The sequence below is a fragment of the Bradyrhizobium algeriense genome (genome assembly GCF_003062295.1).
Lineage (GTDB): Bacteria > Pseudomonadota > Alphaproteobacteria > Rhizobiales > Xanthobacteraceae > Bradyrhizobium > Bradyrhizobium algeriense.
Genome location: NZ_PYCN01000002.1, coordinates 712,590 through 736,325, shown reverse-complemented (window position 1 = coordinate 736,325; position 23,736 = coordinate 712,590). Strand labels below are relative to the sequence as shown.

26 protein-coding genes and 1 pseudogene are annotated in these 23,736 nt (G+C 61.0%); 17 read left to right on the top strand and 10 right to left on the bottom strand.

What is annotated here, in order from left to right; all coding sequences use genetic code 11:
* The first annotated feature begins 2 nt into the window (after positions 1-2).
* The 7 genes from C7G61_RS07515 (at position 3) to C7G61_RS07485 (ending at position 6,711) form a co-directional block, all read left to right on the top strand.
* Positions 3-2,192: a DUF3141 domain-containing protein gene (locus C7G61_RS07515; RefSeq protein WP_108513421.1), complete on the top strand. Its 2,190-nt coding sequence runs from the start codon at positions 3-5 to the stop codon at positions 2,190-2,192.
* A gap of 29 nt (positions 2,193-2,221) precedes the next feature.
* Complete coding sequence (locus C7G61_RS07510) at positions 2,222-3,193, top strand: phosphate acetyltransferase (RefSeq protein ID WP_108513420.1); 972 nt, start codon at positions 2,222-2,224, stop codon at positions 3,191-3,193.
* A 5-nt stretch (positions 3,194-3,198) separates the two neighbouring features.
* Positions 3,199-4,416, top strand: coding sequence for an acetate/propionate family kinase (locus C7G61_RS07505; protein WP_108513499.1), 1,218 nt, complete (start codon positions 3,199-3,201; stop codon positions 4,414-4,416).
* Positions 4,413-5,204 (top strand): enoyl-ACP reductase FabI, encoded by a 792-nt coding sequence (gene fabI / locus C7G61_RS07500; RefSeq protein WP_108513419.1) that lies wholly within the window; start codon positions 4,413-4,415, stop codon positions 5,202-5,204. Before C7G61_RS07505 ends, fabI begins: the two co-directional genes overlap by 4 nt.
* A 35-nt stretch (positions 5,205-5,239) precedes the next feature.
* Complete coding sequence (locus tag C7G61_RS07495) at positions 5,240-5,740, top strand: potassium channel family protein (protein ID WP_338026056.1); 501 nt, start codon at positions 5,240-5,242, stop codon at positions 5,738-5,740.
* 159 nt (positions 5,741-5,899) lie between these two features.
* Positions 5,900-6,139, top strand: a complete 240-nt coding sequence (locus tag C7G61_RS07490) for a hypothetical protein (protein WP_108513418.1) — start codon at positions 5,900-5,902, stop codon at positions 6,137-6,139.
* A 137-nt stretch (positions 6,140-6,276) separates the two neighbouring features.
* Positions 6,277-6,711, top strand: coding sequence for a hypothetical protein (locus tag C7G61_RS07485; protein ID WP_108513417.1), 435 nt, complete (start codon positions 6,277-6,279; stop codon positions 6,709-6,711).
* 305 nt (positions 6,712-7,016) lie between these two features.
* On the opposite strand, the gene C7G61_RS07480 is transcribed toward C7G61_RS07485, so the two are convergent.
* The 7 genes from C7G61_RS07480 to C7G61_RS07450 form a co-directional block, all read right to left on the bottom strand.
* Positions 7,017-7,778: an outer membrane protein gene (locus C7G61_RS07480; protein WP_108513416.1), complete on the bottom strand. Its 762-nt coding sequence runs from the start codon at positions 7,776-7,778 to the stop codon at positions 7,017-7,019.
* A 233-nt stretch (positions 7,779-8,011) separates the two neighbouring features.
* Entirely contained in the window at positions 8,012-8,302 is a 291-nt protein-coding gene (locus C7G61_RS07475; protein ID WP_108513415.1) for a hypothetical protein, read from the bottom strand.
* A gap of 48 nt (positions 8,303-8,350) precedes the next feature.
* Positions 8,351-8,809, bottom strand: a complete 459-nt coding sequence (locus C7G61_RS07470) for a MaoC family dehydratase (RefSeq protein ID WP_108513414.1) — start codon at positions 8,807-8,809, stop codon at positions 8,351-8,353.
* Positions 8,810-8,838: 29 nt separating this feature from the next.
* On the bottom strand, positions 8,839-9,489 hold the full coding sequence (locus C7G61_RS07465) for a 3-oxoacid CoA-transferase subunit B (RefSeq protein WP_108513413.1): 651 nt from the start codon (positions 9,487-9,489) through the stop codon (positions 8,839-8,841).
* A gap of 3 nt (positions 9,490-9,492) precedes the next feature.
* Complete coding sequence (locus C7G61_RS07460; protein ID WP_108513497.1) at positions 9,493-10,140, bottom strand: CoA transferase subunit A; 648 nt, start codon at positions 10,138-10,140, stop codon at positions 9,493-9,495.
* A gap of 287 nt (positions 10,141-10,427) precedes the next feature.
* Positions 10,428-10,850, bottom strand: a complete 423-nt coding sequence (locus tag C7G61_RS44520) for a hypothetical protein (protein ID WP_190241702.1) — start codon at positions 10,848-10,850, stop codon at positions 10,428-10,430.
* 208 nt (positions 10,851-11,058) lie between these two features.
* Complete coding sequence (locus C7G61_RS07450) at positions 11,059-11,730, bottom strand: helix-turn-helix domain-containing protein (protein ID WP_108513412.1); 672 nt, start codon at positions 11,728-11,730, stop codon at positions 11,059-11,061.
* A gap of 289 nt (positions 11,731-12,019) precedes the next feature.
* Here C7G61_RS07450 and C7G61_RS07445 point away from each other — a divergent pair, with 289 nt between their 5' ends.
* The 4 genes from C7G61_RS07445 to C7G61_RS07430 all read left to right on the top strand — a co-directional run bounded on the left by C7G61_RS07445 (position 12,020) and on the right by C7G61_RS07430 (position 15,754).
* Complete coding sequence (locus C7G61_RS07445) at positions 12,020-13,861, top strand: sensor histidine kinase (RefSeq protein WP_108513411.1); 1,842 nt, start codon at positions 12,020-12,022, stop codon at positions 13,859-13,861.
* A gap of 9 nt (positions 13,862-13,870) precedes the next feature.
* Positions 13,871-14,509 carry a response regulator transcription factor gene (locus C7G61_RS07440; RefSeq protein WP_108513410.1) on the top strand — a complete coding sequence of 213 codons (639 nt, stop codon included), beginning with the start codon at positions 13,871-13,873 and terminating at the stop codon, positions 14,507-14,509.
* Between the two features lie 183 nt (positions 14,510-14,692).
* Positions 14,693-15,067: a response regulator transcription factor gene (locus C7G61_RS07435; RefSeq protein ID WP_108513409.1), complete on the top strand. Its 375-nt coding sequence runs from the start codon at positions 14,693-14,695 to the stop codon at positions 15,065-15,067.
* Between the two features lie 249 nt (positions 15,068-15,316).
* Positions 15,317-15,754, top strand: a complete 438-nt coding sequence (locus tag C7G61_RS07430; RefSeq protein WP_108513496.1) for a hypothetical protein — start codon at positions 15,317-15,319, stop codon at positions 15,752-15,754.
* A 61-nt stretch (positions 15,755-15,815) separates the two neighbouring features.
* Here the strand turns inward: C7G61_RS07430 and C7G61_RS07425 are convergent, their stop codons facing one another.
* Positions 15,816-16,271, bottom strand: coding sequence for a hypothetical protein (locus tag C7G61_RS07425; protein WP_108513495.1), 456 nt, complete (start codon positions 16,269-16,271; stop codon positions 15,816-15,818).
* 141 nt (positions 16,272-16,412) lie between these two features.
* Between C7G61_RS07425 and C7G61_RS07420 the strand changes: the two genes are divergently transcribed.
* The 6 genes and pseudogenes from C7G61_RS07420 (at position 16,413) to C7G61_RS07395 (ending at position 21,843) form a co-directional block, all read left to right on the top strand.
* Complete coding sequence (locus C7G61_RS07420; RefSeq protein ID WP_244608168.1) at positions 16,413-16,826, top strand: hypothetical protein; 414 nt, start codon at positions 16,413-16,415, stop codon at positions 16,824-16,826.
* A gap of 113 nt (positions 16,827-16,939) precedes the next feature.
* On the top strand, positions 16,940-17,389 hold the full coding sequence (locus C7G61_RS07415; protein ID WP_108513493.1) for a hypothetical protein: 450 nt from the start codon (positions 16,940-16,942) through the stop codon (positions 17,387-17,389).
* Between the two features lie 136 nt (positions 17,390-17,525).
* Positions 17,526-17,849, top strand: a pseudogene (locus C7G61_RS07410) (HlyD family secretion protein); the annotation flags it as partial.
* Positions 17,850-17,874: 25 nt separating this feature from the next.
* Complete coding sequence (locus C7G61_RS07405) at positions 17,875-19,200, top strand: TAXI family TRAP transporter solute-binding subunit (RefSeq protein WP_108513407.1); 1,326 nt, start codon at positions 17,875-17,877, stop codon at positions 19,198-19,200.
* A 121-nt stretch (positions 19,201-19,321) separates the two neighbouring features.
* The gene (locus C7G61_RS07400) at positions 19,322-20,905 is read left to right on the top strand and encodes a DUF3300 domain-containing protein (protein ID WP_108513406.1); all 1,584 of its coding nucleotides are present in this window, start codon (positions 19,322-19,324) and stop codon (positions 20,903-20,905) included.
* Positions 20,906-20,952: 47 nt separating this feature from the next.
* Positions 20,953-21,843 carry a DUF2950 domain-containing protein gene (locus tag C7G61_RS07395; protein WP_244608167.1) on the top strand — a complete coding sequence of 297 codons (891 nt, stop codon included), beginning with the start codon at positions 20,953-20,955 and terminating at the stop codon, positions 21,841-21,843.
* A 56-nt stretch (positions 21,844-21,899) separates the two neighbouring features.
* Here C7G61_RS07395 and C7G61_RS07390 read toward each other — a convergent pair whose 3' ends face one another.
* Both C7G61_RS07390 and C7G61_RS07385 read right to left on the bottom strand, forming a co-directional pair.
* Positions 21,900-22,631 (bottom strand): GntR family transcriptional regulator, encoded by a 732-nt coding sequence (locus C7G61_RS07390; protein WP_190241701.1) that lies wholly within the window; start codon positions 22,629-22,631, stop codon positions 21,900-21,902.
* Positions 22,632-22,827: 196 nt separating this feature from the next.
* Positions 22,828-23,652, bottom strand: coding sequence for an AAC(3) family N-acetyltransferase (locus C7G61_RS07385; protein ID WP_108513403.1), 825 nt, complete (start codon positions 23,650-23,652; stop codon positions 22,828-22,830).
* Between the last annotated feature and the right edge of the window lie 84 nt (positions 23,653-23,736).

Sequence of the window (23,736 nt, the reverse complement as noted above, 5' to 3'; positions counted from 1 at the left end):
GCATGTCTACCAACAAGCCGGCCTTCTCGGGCGAAGCGCTTCGGGGGCTCTTTGCATCCGGCCTCGAATATCTGGTCGATACCGGGCAACGCAGTGTTCTGTTCCTCGATGTCATGCGCCAGCGCGGACTGCAATACCGCGAACACATCGCTGAAACCGCGCCTCATGTCCTCAACTACGAAGTTGAATTGATCGTCGACGGCAGAACCCTTCCGCGCCCCGTCAACTATGCGCTGGTAAGCGTTGCTCCGCCGAGCGGCGTGGCGATTGATAACAAGCGCCGCCCGTTCGTGGTGGTTGATCCTCGTGCGGGTCACGGGCCGGGAATCGGCGGTTTCAAGGCCGACAGCGAGATCGGCGTGGCGATGAAAGCCGGCCATCCCTGCTACTTCATCGGCTTCCTGCCCGAGCCGATGCCCGGTCAGACCATCGAGGACATCGCGAGAGCCGAGGCCGTCTTTATCGAGAAGGTTATCGCCCTGCATCCGGAAGCCGACGGTAAGCCATGCGTGATCGGCAACTGCCAGGCCGGCTGGGCAGTCATGATTCTGGCCTCGCTGCGGCCGGAGTTGTTCGGCCCGCTGATTATCGCCGGCGCGCCATTGTCCTACTGGGCCGGCGTCCGCGGCAAGAACCCGATGCGCTACTCAGGCGGGCTACTGGGCGGAAGCTGGCTGACCGCGCTCACCAGCGACCTTGGCGGCGGCAAGTTCGACGGGGCGTGGCTTGTTCAGAATTTTGAGAACATGAACCCCTCGAACACGCTCTGGACCAAGCAATACAACGTCTATTCGAAGGTCGACAGCGAGGCGGATCGTTACCTCGAGTTCGAGCGCTGGTGGGGCGGGCACGTCAATTTGAATGCGGAGGAGATCCAGTTCATTGTCGACGAGCTGTTCGTCGGCAATAACCTCGCCGCCGGGCGCATCAAAACATCGGACGGCCAGACCGTTGATCTTCGGAATATCAGTTCCCCGATCGTGGTGTTCTGTTCAAAGGGCGACAACATCACGCCGCCGCAGCAGGCGCTGGGCTGGATTCTGGATCTCTACAGCGATGTCGACGAGATCCGGGCGTATGGGCAGACCATCGTCTACACCGTTCACGAGACGGTCGGGCATCTCGGCATCTTCGTCTCCGGCGGCGTCGCCAAGAAGGAGCACAGCGAATTCTCGAGCAATATCGACCTGATCGACGTGCTGCCGCCCGGACTGTACGAGGCAACGTTCGAAGCCAAATCCGCCGACACAATCAATGCGGAGCTTGCCGGTGGAAAGTGGATCATGCGGTGCGAGCGGCGCACGCTGGACGATATCAGGGCGATGGGCGGCAACACGGCCGAAGATGAACGGCGGTTTGCGACCGCCGCCCGCGTATCCGAAATCAACCTTTCGAATTACCGGAAGTTTGTGCAGCCGTGGGTCCGCGCGGCAGTTACGCCCCAAATGGCGGAGTTGACGCGCCAATGGCATCCGCTACGCGTCTCTTACGAGGCCTTTGGAGGCGATACCACCGCCATGAAGGGCGTCGCGAGGGCCGCTGACAAGATTCGCGAGCAGCGCAAGCCGGCGGCAGAGGACAATCCGTTCGTCAAGTTCCAGGAGACCGTCTCGAAGAACATCGTCGACGTCCTCGACAAGTGGCGCGACACGCAGGAAGCATTTAGCGAAGCGCTCTTTCTCGGCATCTATGGATCGCCCGTGGTGCAGGCCGCCGTCGGCATCACGCCGGATGCCGAAGTTTCGCCAAAGCTGCGGATGTCACCCGAACACCGCAAGCGTCTGGAGGCGCGTATCGCCGAGCTCAGATCGCAGATCGGCAGCGGCGGTCTCAGAGAATGCGTCATTCGCGGCCTGCTCTATGTCGGAAGTTCGCGAGGAATGGTCGACGAGCGGAGTTTGGAGGCATTGCGGCGCGCTCGCGCCAACGACGCAGGTTCGCGTCTCACGCTCGCGCAGTTCAAGAAGGTCGTGCGCGAGCAATTCTTCATGCTGCTGCTTGAGCCGGCGGCGAGCCTCGCCGCCATCCCCAAATTGCTTCCGCCCGACGAAGACGAGCGGCGTGCCGGCCTGGAGGCAATTCGGGGCGTGCTGTCCGCGAGCGCGGAAATATCCGGCGAAGCCGCCAAGCGGCTCGATCGCGTGACGGAACTGTTCGGTCTCGCCGGAAAATCGCGGGCGAAGGCGTCATAAGCGTTGGTGGGTTGATCGGAGAGTTGGATATGGGCATTGCATCCATCGAAGCGGGCGAAGCCAGACCCGGCGCGAAATACGATCGTCTCATTGCAGCGGCTAAAGCGATCCCGCCGGCGACAACCATCGTCGTGCATCCATGCGATGAAAGTTCGCTGCGCGGCTCAGCCGATGCCGCCGAGGCGGGCATCATCAAGCCCGTACTTGTCGGACCATCGGCGAAGATCAGGGCGGTTGCATTCAAGCACGGTATCGACATCAGCGCATTTGAGCTGGTCGATGCGCCTCACAGCGAGGCTGCCGCAGCAAAGGCGGTCGAGCTGATTCACGCGGCCAAGGGCGAGATGCTGATGAAAGGCAGCCTGCACACCGACGAACTGATGCGAAGCGTGACCGCGAAGGCGACCGGGCTGCGCACGGAGAGGCGGATCAGTCACGTCTTCATCATGGATGTTCCGACTTATAGCGAGACCGTGTTTATCACCGATGCCGCGATCAATATTTTTCCGGACCTCGATGTCAAGCGTGACATCGTACAGAATGCGATTGACCTCTATATCCAGATTGGAATCGGCACGTCTCCCCGAGTCGCTATTCTCTCGGCGGTCGAGACCATTACATCCAAGATACCGTCGACCATCGAGGCCGCCGCGCTCTGCAAGATGGCGGACCGCGGGCAGATCACGGGCGGGCTGCTGGATGGGCCGCTCGCATTTGACAACGCAGTCGACCCGGAAGCGGCGCGGATCAAGGGCATAAAGTCGGAAGTTGCAGGACGAGGGCAGATCCTGGTGGTGCCGGATCTCGAGGCCGGCAACATGTTGGCCAAGAACCTGGCGTACTTCGCGAAGGCGGATAGTGCCGGGATCGTATTGGGTGCTCGCGTTCCGATCGTGTTGACGTCGCGCGCCGATTCACCGAGAGCGCGCATGGCATCTTGCGCGGTCGCGACGCTCTATGCCGATGCGCGACGGCGCCGCGCCCAGACAATTGCAGCGTGATGGCCATGGATACCATCCTTGTCGTCAATGGAGGCTCCTCAAGCGTCAAGTTCCAGGTGTTTGCCGTGGATGGCAACGGTGGGCTGCATCGGCAGATCAAAGGGCAGATGGACGGGATCGGCAGCCGCCCACGGCTGCGCGCAACCGGCGCGGCAGGAGAGGCGTTGGCGGATCGAGTCTATCCGATCGAGAACGTACCTGATGTCCCGACCGCCTTGATGCTCGCCAGCACCTGGCTACGGGACGAACATCAATTGAGGCCGCTCGCCGTCGGCCATCGCGTTGTCCATGGCGGTCCCGACTACGATCGCCCCGTATTGATCGACCATGGCGTGATAGCGCGTCTTGAGCGGTTGACGGCACTTGCGCCGTTGCATCAGCCTCACAACCTGGCGCCGATCCGAATCCTGCTTGCCAAATTTCCTGCGCTGCCCCAGGTCGCCTGCTTCGACACGGCTTTTCACCGCGACCACGACGAGGTCGCCGACCACTACGCCATACCCATTAGGCTGCACGAGGAGGGAGTCCGCCGTTACGGATTTCATGGTCTTTCCTATGAGTACATCGCAAAGACGCTGCCGGACGTCGCACCCGAAATCGCCAGGGCCCGGGTGATCGTGGCGCATCTCGGAAGCGGCGCCTCCATGTGCGCCATACACGGCGGACGGAGCGTGGAGAGCACGATGGGATTCACCGCGCTCGATGGGCTCCCGATGGGAACGCGCACCGGCCAGATCGATCCCGGAGTCATTCTGTACCTGATGACGGCAAAGGGCATGTCAGCAGCCGAGGTGCAGGATTTTCTCTACCGCGATTGCGGGCTGAAGGGACTTTCCGGCGTCAGCAACGACATGCGGGAGCTTCAGAACAGCAGCGATCCCCATGCGGTGTTTGCCGTCGACTATTTCGTCCACAGGGTCGCGCTGCAGGCCGGAATGCTGGCTGCGGCCCTGCAAGGTCTCGATGGCTTCGTCTTCACCGCAGGGATCGGTGAAAATTCCGTCGGCATTCGGGCACGGATTGCGGAGCGGCTCGAATGGCTCGGGGTGTCTCTCGACCCGGTCGAGAACGCTCGCCACAGCTCTCGGATATCGCGCGGGGACAGCAAAATTCCGGTCTACATCGTGCCGACCGACGAAGAACTCATGATTGCACAGCACACATTGTCGTTGCTGTGGAATCGACACTCATCCTCCAGTCTGAAACGCGAGAGAGCGTCATGACCATTCCGGTATTTCCAGAAACCAAGATTGCGCTGAAGGGACGGAAGGGGCTGATCGTCGGTATCGCCAACGATCAGTCGATCGCATGGGGATGCGCCAAGGCGTTTCGGGCCCTGGGCGCGGAACTCGCGGTCACCTACCTGAACGAGCGGGCCAGGAAGCACGTCGAGCCGCTGGCAAAGGATCTCGAGGCGCAGATCTTCATGCCGCTCGATGTGAATATCGAAGGACAGACCGAACAGGTGTTCGAGCGGATCGGGAAGGAGTGGGGGCAGCTCGATTTCCTGCTGCACTCGATCGCCTTCTCTCCGAAGGAGGCGCTGCATGGGCGCGTCATCGATGTCGAGCGCGACGGCTTCCTCAAGACGATGGACGTTTCCTGCTGGTCGTTCATGCGGATGGCGCATCTGGCCGAGCCGCTGATGAAGAACGGCGGAACGCTGTTCACCATGACCTATTACGGCAGCCAGATGGTCGTCAAAAACTACAACGTCATGGGAGTTGCGAAGGCGGGCCTCGAAGCCGCCGTCCGCTATATCGCAGCCGAACTTGGCCCCAAGGGGATCCGGGTGCACGCGATTTCGCCGGGACCGCTGGCGACGCGCGCAGCTTCGGGAATTCCCGAATTCGACGAGCTGATGGACAAGGCGCAAACTACCGCGCCTGCACGGAGTCTCGTGAGCATCGACGACGTCGGTGCGGCGACGGCATTCCTGGCGCTCGACGGCGCGAAGCTGATTACAGGCGGCGTCATGTATATCGATGGTGGATATCACATCATCGATTAAGACGCAGAGTCATGGCGCAAACATTTCCCGGCGTCGTGATTGCGGTCCCGGCAGGGCGCTCCATCTCCGGAGGGAAGTTGATGTTGCGTCAGTTTCTCGTTGGCGTCGCCGCAAGCGGTTGCAACATTGCCATCCATGCTCTGGTGATGGTGGCCGTCATAAGGGTGGCGCGCCGCGCGGATGAACTGGCAACGGCATATCAGACGCTTCGATTGATCGCGATCATGATTGCCACCGTGACGGTCCTGATGATCGCGCACCTCGCCGAGGTACTGGTCTGGTCATTGATTTACGCGGCAGTCGACGTCGCGCCGGAAGGCGCAGATCTCGTGTATTTCGCCTTTGTGAATTACACGACACTCGGCTACGGCGACGTGACGCCGGTCAAACGTTGGTCTCTGCTTGGACCGATGACCGCGATGAACGGGGTCCTGTTGTTCGGCTGGTCGACGGCGGTGATCTTTGAGGTGTTGCGCACGACGCTGCTGGCGAGCGGCGAGGAGGGAGCTCAAGCGAAGCGAGGATGGCCCAAGTAGCCTCTACGCATGGCACTCGCGCCCTTGATCTGTATCAAGCCGGCAGAGGGGGCCGTGGTCAGCCTTCCAATGGCGCGCCGGATTGGCCTTGAGAGGGCTGCATCGAAGGTGCCGTGCGTTCCTGGATCATCTGGAGCCTCTGACTTAAGGGAGAACAACATGAAACTCTCGATCGCGTTATCGGCACTGCTGATTGCCGGCTTCATGACCGTAACGACGGAACCGGCGAGCGCCGTCGTGTACTGCCAATATGTCGACTATCCCGTGGGCTGCACCGTAAGGGCAGGCGTCGTGCTGCGACCGCGGCCGGTCGCGCGTGCGGTGGCGGCGCCCGGCGTCGGCCGTGTCGGCACGCCCACGAACCGCGGTGGCCCGGTGGATCGCGTCGGTCGGCGCTGACCGGACCTTTCTTGCCGCCATAGCACCTCGTTGATGTCTCGGATTGCTCGACGTCGAGGTGAAGGCGGCTCTCGCCAAGACACGACCGTACCCGGGTTCGACCTCGAAGCGGGTGCGGCACCGCGGCGGAGTAGCGCATGCCCCTGGCGCGATATTTCCTTTATGTCGGCGGAATACTGCTCACTCTGGTGTTCCTTCTGGACGCATGCCTGACCGGACTTCCGGTCATTGAGAGATCGCACGCCAATTCGCCCGTCATCCGCATTCACTCCGATCGAAAATGGCCGGAGCGCATCGTTTTCGATACCACCCTTCCGATGATCGTTCCGGCACCGACCGCGATCGTGGAGGGCCCTGCGACGGCCTCCGGCGTTTCCATAAAGGAGAGGGAACGCGAAGCATTTGCGTTGATGCAACCATCCGACGGGAAGCGGCTGGAGCTGTCCAACCCGGGAAGACGAGAATTGAAGCCGCAACGGCCACGCAAAATCGTGAAGCGGCACGTGACGCCACATCCGGTCCTGGTCGCGCGGCAGCCGCAGTTCGGCTGGTTTGGCAACACCATCTGGTGATGGCATCCTGGCAATCCTGCCGCCAACCAATTGTACAACGGCAATCGCCTTTTTTCACTTCGGGATGCAGAGCGGCCTAAGCGTCTCGTCAGAGCTGCGGGCCTTGTCCATCGGACCGCGGTTTTGCTCCGCGCTGTCTTCAGACCCCACCTCGCGATGACGCCCTTGCGCTTCGCTAACCTTCGCCGTCGTCAGGCTGGATAGAGGACTTCCACCTCCAAGCTGTCGTTCATACTCGGCACACACAAAAAAACCCCGGCACTGTGCCGGGGCCAAGGCTCGACTTGCTGGAGACAAACCCTTGATCAGTAGCGAGCCGCGACAGGCGCCCCGAAACCGCCGAAGCGGTAGTTGATGCGAGCGGTGACGATATCGACGTCCTGAGTGATGCGGTCGTTGCCGACGAAGGCGCCGGTCGGGTCGACGAAGGTGTGGGTGCGGTCCTGCATGAACAGGTGATTGTACTCGACGCCGACCGACCAGTTGGGAGCGAAGCCGAATTCGATGCCCGCGCCGACCACGGCACCCCAACGGGTGTCGTCGCCAGTGGTGGCTACTACGAGGCCCGTGGGAATATCAAAGACGCGGAAACGATCCGCCGTAACGGCCGCACCGCCCTTGACGTAGAACAGAACGTTGTTGGCGGCGTAACCGACCTGGCCCGTGATCAGGCCGAACGCATCGATGCGCGATTCGTTGCGGAGGCCGGGGAAAAACAGGCTCTCATTGCTGCCCTGGAAGTCGGCCCAGTTGCCCTGGCCTTCAATGCCGAACACCCAGGTGCCGGCCTGCCAGCGATAGCCGAGCTGACCGCCGACGGTGCCGCCGTCTGCGTCATGGCAACCCTCGGCCGTGACGAACGTGCCGGCCGGCGTCACGAAGTCCCAGCACTTGCGGCTCGTACCCCAGCCGCCGTTGGCGCCGATGTAGAAGCCGGTCCAGTCGTAGATCGGAGCTACGACCGGCGCGGGTGGCCGTGCCTTGACTGCCATGTCCGCAGCGGATGCGGGGGCGGCGATGCCGACCAATGCTACAAGACCAACGGTAGCCAGCAGAAAACTTTTCATTTTTTCCTCTCCATTTCCGTTGGCTTTAAATTGTCCCCACCAACGGGTGTTGCAGGCGTTGCATTGATTCCAACTTGCAACTGAATCCTACGTACTTTAGACAAAATGCTCGTGCCAAAATGGCAACACCCAAGAGCAATTGGTGAGCACTCATATTGCTTTGTTGATTATCGTGCATATGGCGGGCACGGCTATGCGCCGCAAGAGTTCCGCGCGTACTTTGAGGCTGCGGTTTATTCGATCTTCCTAGACTGCGGGTCAGCGCTTTCCGCCGCGTTGCCGCTGTCTTGTTGCTGTCCTTCGTCAAGCCATGACGGAATGTTTCCCGATGGGATCGCGCGTCTCGGCAAATGAGGAATGATTGTTCCGGCGGTCACGACCAATCCCTCGTCGAATTTCGCACGTGCAAAATTCCTCGCTTCCATTTCGGTTTCAAACGTTTGGGTCGACCGGGAGCGCCGGCTGCGGACCGCTGTGCCTCGCCATGGGAGTTCGAAGGTCACATACCAAGTGTGCTTCTTCATCCGATGATTCCGATGGATCTGCCAGCCGGAGCGTCTCCGGCATCGCGTTCAGCGGTGGTGGAGCGCGATCAACTCGGCGACGCACGCAGGACGCTGGCCGCCTTCGATTTCGATCACCATGTGGTAGTTGACCCTCAAGCCATCGGGCGGGACGTCTTCCACTTCGGCGATGCTGGTGCGGCCTCTGATCCGTGAGCCGGCCGGGACAGGGGAGAGATAGCGGATCCGGTCCGCGCCATAGTTCAACGTGTTGCGCAGTCCTTTGAGCCCCATCACGGAACGAATGAACATCGGGGCAAGGCTGAGCGACAGCAGGCCGTGGGCGATGGTGACGCCGCCCGGAAGCTCCTTACTTGCCCGCTCCCGGTCGACATGGATCCATTGATCGTCGCAGGTCGCCTGCGCAAAGAGATTGATGCGTTCCTGGGTTACGTCAATCCATTCGCTGGCTCCGACCTCGGTGCCGACCGCCGCCTTGAACTCGCTGAAGTCGCTGAAGATGCGCATTGCTGGTCCTCGTGCCTAAGCTTGTCGGATCAGATTTTCATTTGGGGAACGTTGGCAGGGATGAACAAGTCCGCTTCCGTTACCGCCATGACCTCGGCGATGGTGACGCCCGGCGCGGTCTCCTGAAGCGTTATCCGTCCGGCAGTGAAGCCGATCACCGCCATATCGGTGACGACCAGGTCGACCGGCCGGGAAGAAGTCAGCGGCAGTGCGCATTTCTGCACGATCTTCGATTTTCCTTTGGCGGCGTGCTGCATGGCGACGATGACGCGCTTTGCCCCGGTCACCAGATCCATCGCGCCGCCCATCCCCGGCACCATCTTGCCGGGGATCATCCAGTTGGCGAGGTGTCCTTCGGCGTCGACCTGCAGGCCGCCGAGGACCGTTATATCCACGTGACCACCACGGATCAATCCGAACGACATCGCGCTGTCGAAGACGCAGGCGCCGGGCAGGGCGGTGATCGGCCGTCCGCCGGCATCGGTAAGGTGGGGGTGAGCCATGCCTTGCTCCGGCATGGGTCCTGTGCCGATCAATCCGTTTTCCGACTGAAAAAATACCTTGAGTTCGGACGGAACGAAGTTTGCGACCAGTGTCGGAATTCCGATGCCGAGATTGACGAGGTTACCTGCTCGGAGTTCGCGTGCCACCCGTCGCGCGATGATCGATTGAGCATCCATGGGTCACCCGTTGGCGATCAGGTAATCGACGAGCGGCGCGGGCGTTACGACATGGTCGGGCGCGATGACGCCGACGGGAACGATGTTCTCCGCGGTGACGATGACGGTATCGGCCGCCATTGCCATGACAGGATTGAAGTTCCGTGCGGTCAACGCGTAGGCGAGGTTGCCAAGGTAATCCGCCAGAAATGCATGGATCAGCGCAAAGTCCGAGCGGAGCGCCGTCTCGAGCAGGAAGCTCTTGCCGTCGACCTCGATCCTTCGTTTGCCTTCCTCGACCATGGTGCCGACGCCCGTCGGCGTCAGCACGCCTCCCAGGCCGCAGCCGCCGGCCCGAATGCGCTCGACGAAGGTGCCCTGAGGCACCAGGTTGACGGCGACCTGGTTGGCCATCATCTGCTTTTGTACGTTCGGATTGAGCCCAATGTGGCTTGTGGTCAGCGTCGAGACCAGCGCCGCATCGAACAGTTTCCCGACGCCCTTGCCGGGGAACGCGGCGTCATTGCTGATGATGGAGAGTTCGGATTTCCTTTGCCTGACCAGTTCGTCCAGCAGACGCTCCGGCGTTCCGACCCCCATGAACCCACCGACCATCACGGTTGAGCCGTTGGGGATCCTGGCGACCGCTTCTTCCACGGAGACGGCTTTCATCGGAGACTCCGAATCGCTTGCGCTTGCAGGCGCGTGCCCGAAGGTGGAACGAAGCCGGCATGAAGCTTTGATCTGTATCAAGGCTTCCGCTTCTGGAATCGATGCCATTGCCGGGATCGCCGTCTATCGGTCCTTGCGGCGTTCTATGCTAATCGAGGACAGCATATCGTCCCATAGCTTGCGTACCGCTCGTGGCGGCTCTCGATGGCCGTGCTCACTTCGTTGCGAAGCGGCAGCAGGTCGGAGTCAACTCGCCTGTTGCCATCGACCGTCTGGTCAATGGCCCTTCAAGCGAGACCACTGTCGGTGTTGCGCCAACGCCGACCGCCGGCCTGAACAAGTAGGCCGCGCGCATGTTGCTCAAGCAGCCCGAACGCTTTGGCAGGGTGTTCGCGCTGGATCCGGTTACGCCGCTGGGCATGGCCTTCAATGCCGAGTAGACCGATCTGTTTCGCAAGATGATGAGGAGCCGGGAGCTGACGCGTGCGGTCATGGCCACCGCCGCGGCCTCGCTGTTCGTCCCCGAGAGCCTTGCGCCAAATACCGTGCCGCGCTTTCGCGAGGGCCTCGCTGAGATCCAGGCGTTCTACGAACGCATCCTGGAGCAGACATTCGGTGTGTCCGAGGGCGTCTGGCTCGGGACGCCGTTCAACCTCAATCTGGAGCGGGAGAGCGGTGACCTGGAACGGCGCATGGCGGAGATCTGGCATCCGCACCTGGTGCTGTGGGGCGAGAAGGATGGCTGGATAGCTCCTGCCGATCTCAAGACCATGGCAGCAGCCATGCCGGATTGCCGGCTAATCACGGTGCCGGGCATTGGACATTCGATGAATCTCGAATCGCCCGCTCTCTACGCCGGATACTTTGGCGCATGGTTCGGCGGGCTTCCCGGAAGCGAAGTCGCGATCCAGCTCCGCGCTATAGGTCCAGCTCCGCCAGCCGTCCCCGGTCCAGCAGTACGATTTGCCGCTGGGTCTGGCCGAGAAAGCCGAGAATGCCCATGCCGTGAAGATGTGACAGCGCCCGGGACACCGTTTCGAGCGTCAGGCCGAGATAGTCGGCGATATCGCGACGGGACATGGGAAGGGCCATCACGCCGGCGGCCGTCAAGCGGAGGTCCATCTCGCGCAGGAATGCGGCGACGCGTTCCAGCGACGTCTTGCGCCCCAAGAGCAGCATATGGTCCTCTGCATGCCGGAGATTGCTCGTGGTCATATTCAGGAGATCGAGCGCCACCATCGCGTCTGTTTCCGCAACGTGCTCCAGGCTGCATCGTTTCATCAGCCGTACTGTCGTATCGACGATCGCTTCCGCGGTAAATCGATGGGTTAAACCGTTCTCCAGCCCAAAAATGTCGCCGGCGAGGTGGAACGCGCCGATCTGGCGGCGGCCGTCGGAGAGAAGCTTGTGGGTGCGAACCGCACCGTCTGCGACCTGGTAGATATAATCGGCAGGTTCCGCCTCTCCAAAGATTTCTGTGCCCTTGTTGTACTTGAATTCGCTGAGGATTACCCTTGCCCGTGAAAGCTCGCCGAGTTGTCCCAGAGTCCTCGGCCTGCTTCCGGGATGAGCATTGACGTTGACAAACATGGATCTCTCCCTGTTTGAGACAATTTGTTCGCATCCCGGAGGGGCCTGCGTTGCCAAGTGTCTATGCGTGGCTGGCCGCTCCCGGAATTGTGTTAAACCAGAGCGTGCAGGGAAGGCTATTGTATCGAGGGTCATTGGCCTCTGGGACAATGACCGGAAGGCCAATATTACAGTAGAACAGTAAGAAATTTTTATAGGACGTACCAGCTGTCCCGGCCAACGTCTCAATTTTTTGTTTCATTGGCGATGGTGGGGAAAATCTTCATCGCCTAACCTCGGTTCTGATGCCATGGGCGACTGGATCAGTGCGTTGTTGATGAGCGTAGCTGTCGTCCTCACCCCTCTCCCGGTGACGGCGCAGGAGTTGCGTTCGCGATCGATACTTGTTCTGGACCAATCCCAATCTACGGGGCCGTTTTTCCTTCAGGTATTCTCCGGGCTCCGCGCCGGGATCGACGGCGGTGCCAGCGCTCACACCACGCTGTTCTCCGAAAGTCTCGATCTCAGCCGTTTTGATGGCGATGCCTACGACGAAAGTCTGCGCCGTCACTTCAGCGAGAAATATCGAGACAAGGATATCGGCGTTATCGTCACGATGGGCGCCGGGGCCCTGGAGCTTGTGCAGCGCTGGAGGGATGAATTATGGCCGGGAATTCCTGTCGTGTTTGGGATGGTCGATGAGATCGACTACGCCCGGCTGAAATTACCGAACGATATAACGGGCAGCACTCTCAAGACACGACTCGCCGATTCAATCGGGGTCGCGCGAGCGGTGGTGCCTGATCTCGAAACCGTCGTCTTCGTTGGCGATCATTGGGACCGCCAGAACATATTCGGGAGCTGGGGCCTTGAGATACCCAAGGCCACCGCTGGATTGAATGTCATTGATCTCGTGGGCGCGACGATGGCGGAAGTGCGCAGGAGGGTCGAAGCGCTCCCCGCGCGCAGCGCCATCATCTATTCCGCAATGTATTCCGATGGTGAGGGTACCTACTATTCGCCTGCCAAAGCGTTTGAGCTGGTTGCGGAGAAGGCGAATCGGCCAATTATCGTTGCGGCGGAACCGCTTGTTGCACTGGGCAGCATCGGGGGCTCTGTCGTCGTTCCCGGTCTGGTTGGCGCTGACGCCGCAAAGCTGGCGTCGCGGATTTTGCACGGAGAACCGGCGTCGAGTATTCCTGTAACGATGTCGCAAGCGGTGAAGCCGATCTTCAATTGGCTGCAGATGCAGCGATGGGGGGTCAGCGGGTCTGATTTGCCTCCCGGAAGCGAAATTCGTTTTCGCGAGCCAAATGTGTGGGAGAAGTATCGCTGGCAGTCCCTTTCTGTTGCGGCTGCGCTGTTGATACAGGCCGGGCTGATTTCGATTTTGCTGCACGAGCGGCATGGGCGAGCCATTGCTGAACGCGAATCCCGGAATCGCCTGGCCGAGCTGGCCCACGCGAATCGTCAGGCGACAGCCGGGGAGCTGACTTCCACGATCGCGCACGAGCTGAATCAGCCCCTCGGTACAATTTTGACCAATGCCGAGACGGCAGAACTGATATTGAGTTCTCCGGCGCCGAACTTAAGCGAGGTCAAGGAAATCCTTGCCGACATCAGGCGGGATGATATTCGCGCCAGCGAGGTCATTCATCGCATGCGCAGCTTCTTGAGAAGGACGCCGTTCGAGGACAAGGCTGTCGACCTCAACGATACCGTGCGCAAGGTATTCGATTTCCTGTCGGTTCAGGCATCGGTGCGAAAAGTTGCGCTGTATTTCGAGCCCTCGAGAGAGCCGCTTCAGGTGAAGGGCGATCAGGTTCAGCTTCAGCAGGTCATCATGAACCTGGTTGTGAACAGCATGGATGCGATGGCTGCGATACCAAATGGGCGGACCGTGATTGGGCGGACCGAGATGAACGGTGGGTCGTCCGCAGTTGTTTCGATTTCGGATTCCGGTCCCGGGATTCCGACCGAGAAGTTGAACGAGGTCTTTGATCCATTCTTCACCACCAAGCAGCAAGGAATGGGAATTGGCCTGTCGATCTCGCGCACCATCGTACAGGCGCATAACGGGCGGATCTGGGCGGAAAATCAGAAGGAAGGTGGCGCGGTGTTTCGTTTGTCTCTGCCGTTAGCCTTATCATAGGGGGATCCATTGCCGGGGTATGTGCATATTGTTGACGATGACGCGTCCTTCCGGACGGCTATCGAACGTCGTTTGAAGAAGGCCGGTTACGAGGTCGCGACTTATCCGTCGGCCCAGCATTTGCTCGACAGTCTGCCGAGCGAAAATGAATTGGCCTGCATTTTGCTCGACGTGCGAATACCGGGATTGAGCGGTCCGGAGCTGCAGGGGCGTTTGAGCGAAATCGGCTCGATCTTGCCGATCGTGTTTCTCACGGGCTATGCGGATGTCCAGACCACGGTGCGGGCCATCAAGGCGGGCGCAGAAGATGTTCTCACCAAGCCGGTATCGTCGGAGGAACTTCTTGCCGCAGTTGAGCGGGCCCTGGCTCACCACGAGGTAATGCGCGGCCAGAGAACCCAGCTCGACGTCGTGCGCGCTCATATTGCGAAGTTGACACCGCGCGAACGCGAAGTCTTCGAACTCGTCATTCGCGGCAAGACCAACAAGCAGGTCGCCAACGTATTGGGCACGACCGAACGCACGATCAAGGCGCATCGCCACAGAGTGATGGAGAAGCTGCAAGTGCAGTCTCTTGCCGAATTGGTCTCCCTTGCCGAGCGGGCCGGAATTTTGAGAGATCTGTCGGGCAACGGACAGACCAATTGAGAAGTCGTCAACAGGATTTGAGTTCGCATTGTCCCATGGGACAATAGTAAATGCGGGACTCGGGGCTTACCAAAATAGTGTGGTGAGTCGGGGAAACCACGACCTGATCGGCTTCGGCGGACGCTGACAGGTTTCAGATCGTCTCCTGGAAGGACGTTCAAGGCGCGATCAGGGATAGCGATCTTGGGAAATCGGAATGTCGTCTTTGTCGTCGATGATGACCCTGGAATGCTCAAAGGGCTAAAGCGGCTGCTACGCGAACACGGTTACGACAGCGTCGCGTTTTCGTCCGCCGAGGAGTTCCAGAATCACGACGATTTCGAGGCGGCATGTTGCGTGGTTCTCGACATCGATCTGAACAACGAATCTGGAATTGAACTGAGGTACCGTCTCAGAGCGGCGGGGATTTCACTGCCGGTTATTTACATTACCGCCAACGACAGTCCCACGGTCCGCACGGCCGCAATCGACTCCGGCTGCATTGCCTATCTTACAAAGCCATTCCGGGCGAAGTCGCTGATCGAGCCGATCGAAAAATTAGCGGCCAGGGCAGCGTAGATTGTCGCCGTCGCGAACACTACGCCTCATGCCGAGATCCAGCAGCATCAGGACCGACGGTGCTGCCTGACGGAACCCCGTGCCGTTGATCTGGATCAATGGAGCCCGCGGGTCACGGCCTCATCTGGTATGGGCGCGTCTCACGATGACGGAGCCTGAGGGCCGTCAGGAGCACTAGCCAAGTCGCCAATGTCGGGTCCGGGGCACAACCGCCCGGACTTAAATTCCCTCCATGAGTGAATAATGATGATGTTGCATCACAGGCGATCGGTAGTGGTGGCGCTGTTAGGATTGCTGACTTCGGCGGTCGTTGCGACGCCGGCATCGGCGGAAATCGGAACGGTGAGGGTGGTCTTCACCAAAGGCGGGTTCATCATCGGCGTCGGCGGTGGCGAGGGTGTGCTGACATTCCGCGGCAAAAACTATCCATTTACGGTTTCGGGAGCCAGCATCGGCTTCACCGTTGGCGCATCGACCACCAAGCTGGTCGGCAGGGCATTGAACCTGAGGGGTCCCGGTGACATTGCCGGGTCATACGCCGTGGTCGGCGCCGGTGGCGCGCTTGCGGCCGGAGCCGGCGGCGTGCAGTTGCGGAATGCCAACGGCGTCATCCTGCAGCTCAGCGGTCCAAAGGTTGGCGTGGAATTGTCGGCCGCCATGGGCGGGGTGACGATCGCCATGCGATGAGTTTGCGAAAATGAACTCGCGTCGAGGCGCCTGTCGAGCGCCTCGGCTCGCCGGATCGCGATTACTCGCCCCAGGCGATCGTAATGCTGATGTCGCCCGGCACACCTCCGGGAAAATCGACGATCTGATAGCGGATGCGGTAGCCGCGCGGTTTCAGATAGTCGGACCAGAGCTGAAAGATTTCCTGCGCTATTCCCGTTAGCGTCTTTTCCCAGCCCGGCTCCTGTTGATTGATGGCGCGGCCGTTGTCGGTGCAAAGCGTGTGGGGGAACCGATAGACCTGAACCTCGCTCAGCCCATTTCGTACCGCGCGCTGGATGACGGTCGAGGCAAGCTTGACCTTTTCGTCTTCGGTCAGGCCCGACGGCTTGCTCAGTTTTTCGATCAGCTTGTGCTTTTCAGATTCGGCCGCGGCAGTTCGGCGGGCATATTGTTCGGCCCGTTCAGCTTCCTGGAGGGCGGCTTGCTTCTGGATTTCCCTTGCCGTGGGCAGCAGTTCGTCGATTTTCTCGGGCATGGCTGATCCTTCCTCAATGACCGTCGCGCCTGAGCCGATAGCTAGCGTCAGCGCCGAGACCGCCCCTTTGATCCAAATCAAGCGTTTGCGACGCCGCGCGACTTCAATTTTCGGCAGCGCCCGGCCGAGCGAGGAGATGGCATGAAGCGGTTACTTCAGTTCGCGGTCGCCGCCGCAATGGTTGCGGGTCTGAATGGTCCGAGGCAGGCCGGCGCCGTCGATCTCTCCGGGGCATGGGCCAGCAGTGCGGACGAATGCTCCAACGTGTTCGTCAGGAGGGGACGCGCGAAGCAGATCGAGTTTACCGCACTGTCGGATCAGCACGGAGGCGGCTTCATCGTGGAAGCCGATCGTCTCAGGGGCAAATTTGCCCGCTGCAAGATCAAGAGCAGGAAGGAGGATGGCGACACCGTGAACATCATCGCGGGCTGCACGACCGACATCATGCTTTCCAACGTCCAGTTCAGCCTCAAGATGCTCGAGCCGAACAAGATATCGCGGATCTTTCCGGGCATCGAGGACATGGCGATCAGCTACCACCGTTGTCCGATCTGATCATTATTGCCGTCGACGGGCAGGCCGGGCGCCGGGGCGGATTGATTCATATCAAGGGTCGGGCGCGGCTGCCGATCAGTGTTGGTGGAACCTGAGAAGACGTGGAGGAACATTTGAGCGATCAGCTTCATCCACTGGCCCCGCACCATTTGCCCGGTTTCATCACGGCGCCTGGCGAGACGGACGTCTGGATGGTCGTGATGGGTGTCTTCCTGATTGTCGCCGTCCTGTCGGCTGGCAACCTCTATCTGCAACTGCACTCGCTGCCCGAGCGGATGGCGCACAAGTCGCAGAAGTTGCAGTTCGAGATCGTCGCTGTCCTGGGGCTCCTGGCGCTGTTCACCCATGTGCACCTGTTCTGGATCGGAGCCCTGTTGCTTGCGATGATCGACCTGCCGGACTTCAGCACGCCATTGCGCAGCATCGCAGGCTCGGTCGAGAAGATCGCGGGCACTTCGTCGGACGATGTTGTCGCTGGCGAAGCGGGCCACGCTCCGGCGCCCGCGGCGAAGGAAGAGCCGAAACCACGCGCGCCGAAGAAGGAGGTGCACGGCCATGCTTGAGCTGATCATCTGCTCCATGCTCACCATCCTGCCGGACTACCTGTATCGCCGCTATGTCCAGGGCAAGCGTATCGGCAAGGAGATTACCTTCTTTTCCGTCTGGTTCGAACTGAGATACGGCATCGTCGCTTGCCTGATGGTCGTCACCGGCGTTATCGCGGCAGGTCAGTTCCGTGGCGGAGAGCAGCTGATTGAAGCGCAGAATATCGCAAGACCGGGCACGATCCTCGTGTTCCTGGAGCCGCTCCACAAGGGCGGGCTCGAGGGCGTGACGGCGGGAAGCAGTTGCATTGTCAACGCCTACACCAGCAATCACGAGCTGATCTCGTCCGGCAAACTGAGCACGGCTAAGAGTTTCGGCTTGCACGCGGTCGATGCGGTTGGCCTCGTTCACGCGCTGTTACTGCGAATCCAGGCTCTGCTGCTGCCGATCAAGACGCTGGTGCTGAGCGGCCACTGACAGATGCCGTGAACAGTGAGGCCGTATGGATTCGATCAGAATGCCGTCATGGCTTCGGATGGCCCTTGTCGCAGGCGTCGTCGTTCTGGCGGCGGGGGCAGGTCTGTTCGCTTACCGTTGGTATGTTCGCCCGACGACGCTGACCGTAGCTGTCGGATCGCTCGACGGCGAGGCCACGAAGCTGATGTCGGCGCTGGCAAGCCGGCTCACTGCCGCGAATGCGCCGGTACGCCTCAAGCTGGTGGAGACGACCAGCGCGCTTGAGGCGGCCGACATGTTTTCGTCGAACAAAACCGATCTCGCCGTCGTGCGCGGCGATGTCGGCGACCTGTCGCGGGCGCAGGCCATTATTGTCCTTGCACGCGCGGTCGTATTGCTTGTTGCACCCCCGGGATCCCAAATAACAGACATCGCCGGCTTGAAGCGCGTCACCGTCGGTGTGGTCGGGGGTGAAATGAACCGGAAGGTCGTCAGTGCCCTGACGGAGGAGTACGATCTTGGCCGCGCCAATGTATCGTTCCGCAACCTCGCGCCCGCGGAGACGCGACGCGTTCTCGAAGCCAAGGAGGTGCGCGCACTTCTGATTGTCGTTCCCCTGGCTGAGAAATACGTCGCACTGCTGCGAGGCTTCTTTCTGCAAAACCCGAAGACCGCGCCGGTTCTGATCCCTATCGATGCGGCCGGCGCCATTGCCGAGAAACACCGCGCCTATGAAAGCTTCGATGTTCCGAAAGGAACACTGCGGGGCTCGCCTCCGATTCCCAGTGACGATCTGACCACGCTCAGGGTTTCGTTCTATGTGGTTGCCGGCAAGCAGCTCGACAACGATCAGGCCGGCGCATTGGCGGAAGCATTGATGAAGGCGCGCAGGGACCTGCTCGGCGAATTGCCGATGCTGGCGCAGATCACCGCGCCCAGTACCGATCCCGATGCTTATCTGCCGGTCCATCCCGGTGCTGCCGCCTTCTACAACGGCACGCAGGAGAGTTTTCTGGACCAATGGGGAAACGCCATCTTTCTGGCCCCGATGATATTCGGCGCACTGATCTCGGTGGCGGCGGCGGCGTGGAAGTTTCTCCGCGACGGCGAACCCCGAAAGCGCGAACACGCGCTGGATTCACTCTATGCCCTCGGCCGCCGCATCAGATCGGCAGAGGCCGAGCCGGAGCTGTCGGAAATCGAGCGTGAGATTGACAGGGTCCTTCAGATGCAGCGCGTGAAGGCAGCGGAAGGGGACGAAAACGCGCTTGATGTCACGACCCTCAACGTCGCCGCGCACCGCCTTCAGAGCCTCGTCCATGATCGGCGGACGCTGCTGGCCGCGCGGCCCGGCGACAAGGCGATGGCTTGATCAGGCACGGCCGCCCCGAACCCGCTCACGCAATTCGCGTCGAACCCGGACCTTTGATCTTGATCAAAGGTCCGGTGCCGTTTCGGCCGTTCGCTTGCCCCGTTTGGCAATGGAGAAGACCATGCTGCGTTGCAGGAAATTGCTGCTGGTATTAGCCATCATGATCGCTTGGCCCGGCATTGCGACGGCGCAGACGAGCGATAGCAAACCGCCGGAGCCTGAGCAGACCTTGCTGAAACCCGAGCAGCTCGATGCGCTGGTCGCGCCGATCGCGCTTTACCCCGATGAACTGCTCGCCAATGTGCTGGCGGCCTCGACCTATCCCCTGGAGGCCGTGCAGGCCGACCGCTGGGTGAAAGCCAACAAGAACCTGAAAGGCGATGCGCTCAAGGCAGCGGTCGACAAGCAGGCATGGGACGACAGCGTCAAGGCGCTGGCCGCTACACCCGATGTCCTCGCGACGATGAGCGACAAGATCGACTGGACCAAGAATCTCGGCGATGCCGTGTTGGCGCAGCAGGCCGACGTGATGGACGCCGTACAGCGGCTGCGCGCAAAGGCGCAGGCGCGCAACAAGCTCGTCACCAACAAGCAGCAGAAGGTCAGCGTTCAGCAGCAGGAGAACAAGGAGGTGATCGTCATCGAGCAAGCCCAGGCCGATACGGTCTACGTTCCCTACTACGATCCCGCGACGGTTTATGGTGACTGGCCCTATGCAGAATATCCGCCGTATTATTTCGGCTATCCATCCTACATAGGTGCCGGCGTGGTTGCCGCAGGGCTGGCATTTGGTGCCGGCTGGGCGATCGGACGCTGGGGCAATTACTGGGGCGGCGGCTTCAACTGGGGTAACCGCAACCTCTACGTCAATCACTACAACAGGACGACCAACATTGGAAACAACTGGCAGCACAATCCGGCGCACCGCCAGGGAGTCCGATACAACAACGCCGGCGTTGCGCAGAAATTCGGCAACAACAACCTGCGGGCCGGCGCCGCCGATCGGATGGATTTTCGCGGCCGCGACGGCCAGAAAGTGCTCGACGCCGGAAAGGATCGCCCCGGCGCGGGTGATCGTGCCGGCGATCGCGCAGGCGCCGATCGGCCGGGGGCGGTTGATCGCGCCAAAGGAGGTGATCGCGCCAAGGCGGGTGATCGTGCAAAAGGCGGTGATCGCGCCAGGACAGCCGATCGCAGCCGTGCTGCCGGCGCAGGAAACAGAGGCGGGCGCGATACGGCGATCAGGAACGTATCGTCGGGCAGGGCGGCCAATGTTCAGTCGGCACGTGGCCAGGCAAGTTTTGCCAGCGCGGGCATGTCGCGTGCAAGCATGGGCGGTGGTGGCTTCCGCGGTGGCGGCGGCGCGGCGTTTGCCGGCGGTGGACGCGGCGGCGGAGGGTTTGGCGGCGGTGGAGGCCGCGGCGGTGGTGGTGGCCGGCGTTCCGATATCGCGGTCAAACACGACGTCGTGCTGCTCGGGCATCTGGACAACGGCCTCGGCTATTACCGCTTCAGCTATCTCGGCAGCGACAAGGCCTATGTCGGCGTCATGGCGCAGGAGGTGCAGACCGTCATGCCGGGCGCGGTGACGCGCGGCGGCGATGGTTATCTCCGGGTTCACTACGACAGGCTCGGGCTCAAGTTCCTCACCTACAAGGATTGGCTTGCAGCCGGCGGGCAGATCCGCCTACGCGCGAGGATGTGACGATGACGAAGCTTCGTTTGGCACAAAGCTGTCGGAAAGGTGCCGTCATGCTCCTGGCGGCAGCCACTCTGTTGCTTGGTTTTTCTTTCGCCAATGCCCAGCAAGCCTTCAAGACACCGGAGGAGGCCGCCACAGCACTCGCGACCGCCATCAAATCCGGCACGCCGAAAGATATCCTCAAGGTGCTCGGCCGGGATGGCGTGGAGATCGTGTTCTCCGGCGATGAAGTAGCGGACCGCGAAGCCCGGGAACGGTTCGTGGGAGCCTACGACGCCAAGCACAATGTGACCGTCGAAGGTGACAAGGCTTTTCTGGTGGTGGGAGCCGACGACTTCCCGCTCCCGATTCCGCTCATCCGTCAGGAATCCAGCTGGAAGTTCGATACGGCCGCCGGCCGGCTTGAAGTCCTGTACCGGCGCATTGGGCGCAACGAACTCGACGCGATTCAGACCTGCCTCGCTTATGTCGATGCGCAGAACGAATATGCGGCGAAGGACCGCACCGGTGCGGGTCCCGGCGTCTATGCGCGGCGGATCGTCAGTTCCTCCGGCAAGAAGGACGGCCTCTATTGGCCGGCGTCGGATGGTGATGCGAGCCCGCTTGGCGCGCTCGTCGCCCAGGCCTCTGAAGAGGGTTATAGAGCGGGGGCGAGACGTGCGCCGTACCACGGCTACTATTATCGCATTCTGACGCGGCAAGGGCCGAACGCCCCCGGCGGAGTGCTCAATTACGTCGTCAAGGGCAAGATGATCGGGGGATTTGCGCTGCTCGCCTATCCCGCGGAGTACGGCAATTCAGGCGTGATGACCTTCCTCGTGAATCATTCCGGCACCGTCTATCAGAAGGATCTGGGAAACTACACGCCGTCGCTGGCCGGGCTCATGACGTGGTTCGATCCCGATCAGACGTGGAAGAAGGTCGATGCATCTCGTCCTTGATGCATTTTGTTTTCGGCCTGCCGGTTACGGCAAGAGACGGGAGCGCTTCGGTTGGATTATTCCGCGGCGACGTGATCAGCCCGGCTGCGACGGTCCTCGTCTTGTGCGACAAAGAGATGACCGGCGTGCTTGATGACGTTTTTGGTCGTCTCGCGGATGTGGCGCTCGATGAGTTCCTGAGCCTTTGCCGTATTCCGCGCGATCGCCGAATCCATGATCATCTTGTGTTCGACATCCTTGGCGCGCCACTTTGGCCGGAACTGCGACGACATGCGCCGGTAGCGGTGCGCGCGTTCGAACAGCTTCTGGCGGATCTCCAGCAGGTTGGGCGAGCCGCAGGCGACGACGAGCGCAAAATGAAAGTCGCCGTGAAGTTTATCCCACTCGCCGGAAAGATAGTAGTTGGGGCCGAGGCGGTTCTGGAGGCGGTCCATCCGGTGGAAAGCGCCGATGATATCGGCTTCCCAATCGTCGTTACCATGCTTGACGGCAAGCCCGATGCATTCACGCTCGACGAGCACGCGGACGTAGGTGAGGTCATTCAGGTCGTCAATCGAGACCGGCGCGACCACAAAGCCGCGCTGGTCCTCCGCGACCACGAGGCCTTCGGCCACGAGACGCGAGAGTGCCTCCCGCAGCGTAGAGAAGCTGACGGCGTACATCTCGCGCAGCGCTTCGAACCGAAGCTTGGCGCCGGGCTTCAGCGTGCAGCTGATGATGTCAGTGCGCATCCGGTGCAGCACGTCCGCCGCGCGCGTTTCTCCTGCTGGCTTGAGCCTGTCGCGCATCCGCGTCGTCCTGGGTCGCTGTCCGCAACACGTCATGGGTTGCAGTCCGCACACTAGGGCCGATTTTCGAAAAAATCAAACAACGTCCGATGATTGGAGGCCGATCAGGCCGGGTGAGGGAGCCCGAGGAATCCGGGGCCACGCCGGCGGCCTCGGCTCCGAAACCGGCAATTTCTCGGACTGCCGGACCTCGAGGTCAATGGGATGTGGCGTCCGGGCCGAGCGCTTTGGAAAGAAAGTCGCTTGCGAAGTCGACGATTGCCTGCGCCGAGGTGAGCGTGCAGCGCGCTCGCCCGACAGGACCCACCTGAGCCTGCCCGAGTTGCATGAACTGCTCGCCGATGAGCGGAAAATATCTGTTCAAGTCATCGCCCACATCCGGTGCGGAAACCCATGCTCGCTCGCTGCCGGCATCCACCGGTATCTTCCGCATCTTCCTCCGCCCGTGCGGTAGGCGGGATTCGGCAAAGTGAAGCAGTGTGGCCCGATTGAAGCCCACTCCGAGCAGCAGCAATTTGGCATCGAGTTCATACAGACGTGCGAACGGCGACCCCGCACCTTGCCCCCATGACAGTTCATGCGGGCTCACAATGAACCTGGCCAGCGGCCCGCGCGCGGTGACCGAGACTTGCGGATGCTCGCTGCGCATGACACCGGGCCAGGTTCGAAACGTCTCCGCGATGGCGCCCATGCTTGTCGGCGTGATCGCAGGATCAAAGGCAGGCACGTGCCGTCGCACGAATTCGATAACGTCTTCCCCAAAGTGATGATCGTTCCAGGTTGCCGGATCTGACACCTCAGGGCTGAATGCCGGCATCACCAATGTGCCCTGCGGTCCCAGGACGTCCATCAACGCGCGAACCACCGTCGGTGCGCCACCCAGCACATGGCCAATAGCGCTGAGAGACGAATGCACCATAAGTACCTGCCCGGTACTCACTCCCAGCCGCCGAAGGTCCGAGGCAATTCCGGTCTTGGTGTGCGGCGCCTCGCTGATTCCTGTGTTTGAATCAGCGCCCATGCAAATCCATCGTGCGTCTCGGCATTCGACTGCTCGAAATCCACCGCGGCCATTGAACCGCCTGCGCGCATCAAACCCAGCAGG

Excerpts from the sequence above, each read along its gene's own strand:
- C7G61_RS07420 (WP_244608168.1), top strand. The coding sequence starts at position 16,413 with ATGAAGCGGTTACTTCAGTTCGCGGTCGCCGCCGCAATGGTTGCGGGT.
- C7G61_RS07390 (WP_190241701.1), bottom strand. The coding sequence starts at position 22,631 with ATGCGCGACAGGCTCAAGCCAGCAGGAGAAACGCGCGCGGCGGACGTG.
- C7G61_RS07395 (WP_244608167.1), top strand. The coding sequence starts at position 20,953 with ATGCTCCTGGCGGCAGCCACTCTGTTGCTTGGTTTTTCTTTCGCCAAT.
- C7G61_RS07505 (WP_108513499.1), top strand. The coding sequence starts at position 3,199 with ATGGATACCATCCTTGTCGTCAATGGAGGCTCCTCAAGCGTCAAGTTC.
- C7G61_RS07510 (WP_108513420.1), top strand. The coding sequence starts at position 2,222 with ATGGGCATTGCATCCATCGAAGCGGGCGAAGCCAGACCCGGCGCGAAA.
- C7G61_RS44520 (WP_190241702.1), bottom strand. The coding sequence starts at position 10,850 with ATGCCAGATCTCCGCCATGCGCCGTTCCAGGTCACCGCTCTCCCGCTC.
- C7G61_RS07400 (WP_108513406.1), top strand. The coding sequence starts at position 19,322 with ATGCTGCGTTGCAGGAAATTGCTGCTGGTATTAGCCATCATGATCGCT.
- C7G61_RS07405 (WP_108513407.1), top strand. The coding sequence starts at position 17,875 with ATGGATTCGATCAGAATGCCGTCATGGCTTCGGATGGCCCTTGTCGCA.
- C7G61_RS07470 (WP_108513414.1), bottom strand. The coding sequence starts at position 8,809 with ATGCGCATCTTCAGCGACTTCAGCGAGTTCAAGGCGGCGGTCGGCACC.
- C7G61_RS07450 (WP_108513412.1), bottom strand. The coding sequence starts at position 11,730 with ATGTTTGTCAACGTCAATGCTCATCCCGGAAGCAGGCCGAGGACTCTG.
- C7G61_RS07460 (WP_108513497.1), bottom strand. The coding sequence starts at position 10,140 with ATGAAAGCCGTCTCCGTGGAAGAAGCGGTCGCCAGGATCCCCAACGGC.
- C7G61_RS07425 (WP_108513495.1), bottom strand. The coding sequence starts at position 16,271 with ATGCCCGAGAAAATCGACGAACTGCTGCCCACGGCAAGGGAAATCCAG.
- C7G61_RS07490 (WP_108513418.1), top strand. The coding sequence starts at position 5,900 with ATGAAACTCTCGATCGCGTTATCGGCACTGCTGATTGCCGGCTTCATG.
- C7G61_RS07485 (WP_108513417.1), top strand. The coding sequence starts at position 6,277 with ATGCCCCTGGCGCGATATTTCCTTTATGTCGGCGGAATACTGCTCACT.
- C7G61_RS07385 (WP_108513403.1), bottom strand. The coding sequence starts at position 23,652 with ATGGGCGCTGATTCAAACACAGGAATCAGCGAGGCGCCGCACACCAAG.
- C7G61_RS07480 (WP_108513416.1), bottom strand. The coding sequence starts at position 7,778 with ATGAAAAGTTTTCTGCTGGCTACCGTTGGTCTTGTAGCATTGGTCGGC.
- C7G61_RS07465 (WP_108513413.1), bottom strand. The coding sequence starts at position 9,489 with ATGGATGCTCAATCGATCATCGCGCGACGGGTGGCACGCGAACTCCGA.
- C7G61_RS07445 (WP_108513411.1), top strand. The coding sequence starts at position 12,020 with ATGGGCGACTGGATCAGTGCGTTGTTGATGAGCGTAGCTGTCGTCCTC.
- C7G61_RS07475 (WP_108513415.1), bottom strand. The coding sequence starts at position 8,302 with ATGAAGAAGCACACTTGGTATGTGACCTTCGAACTCCCATGGCGAGGC.
- fabI (WP_108513419.1), top strand. The coding sequence starts at position 4,413 with ATGACCATTCCGGTATTTCCAGAAACCAAGATTGCGCTGAAGGGACGG.
- C7G61_RS07430 (WP_108513496.1), top strand. The coding sequence starts at position 15,317 with ATGTTGCATCACAGGCGATCGGTAGTGGTGGCGCTGTTAGGATTGCTG.
- C7G61_RS07515 (WP_108513421.1), top strand. The coding sequence starts at position 3 with ATGTCTACCAACAAGCCGGCCTTCTCGGGCGAAGCGCTTCGGGGGCTC.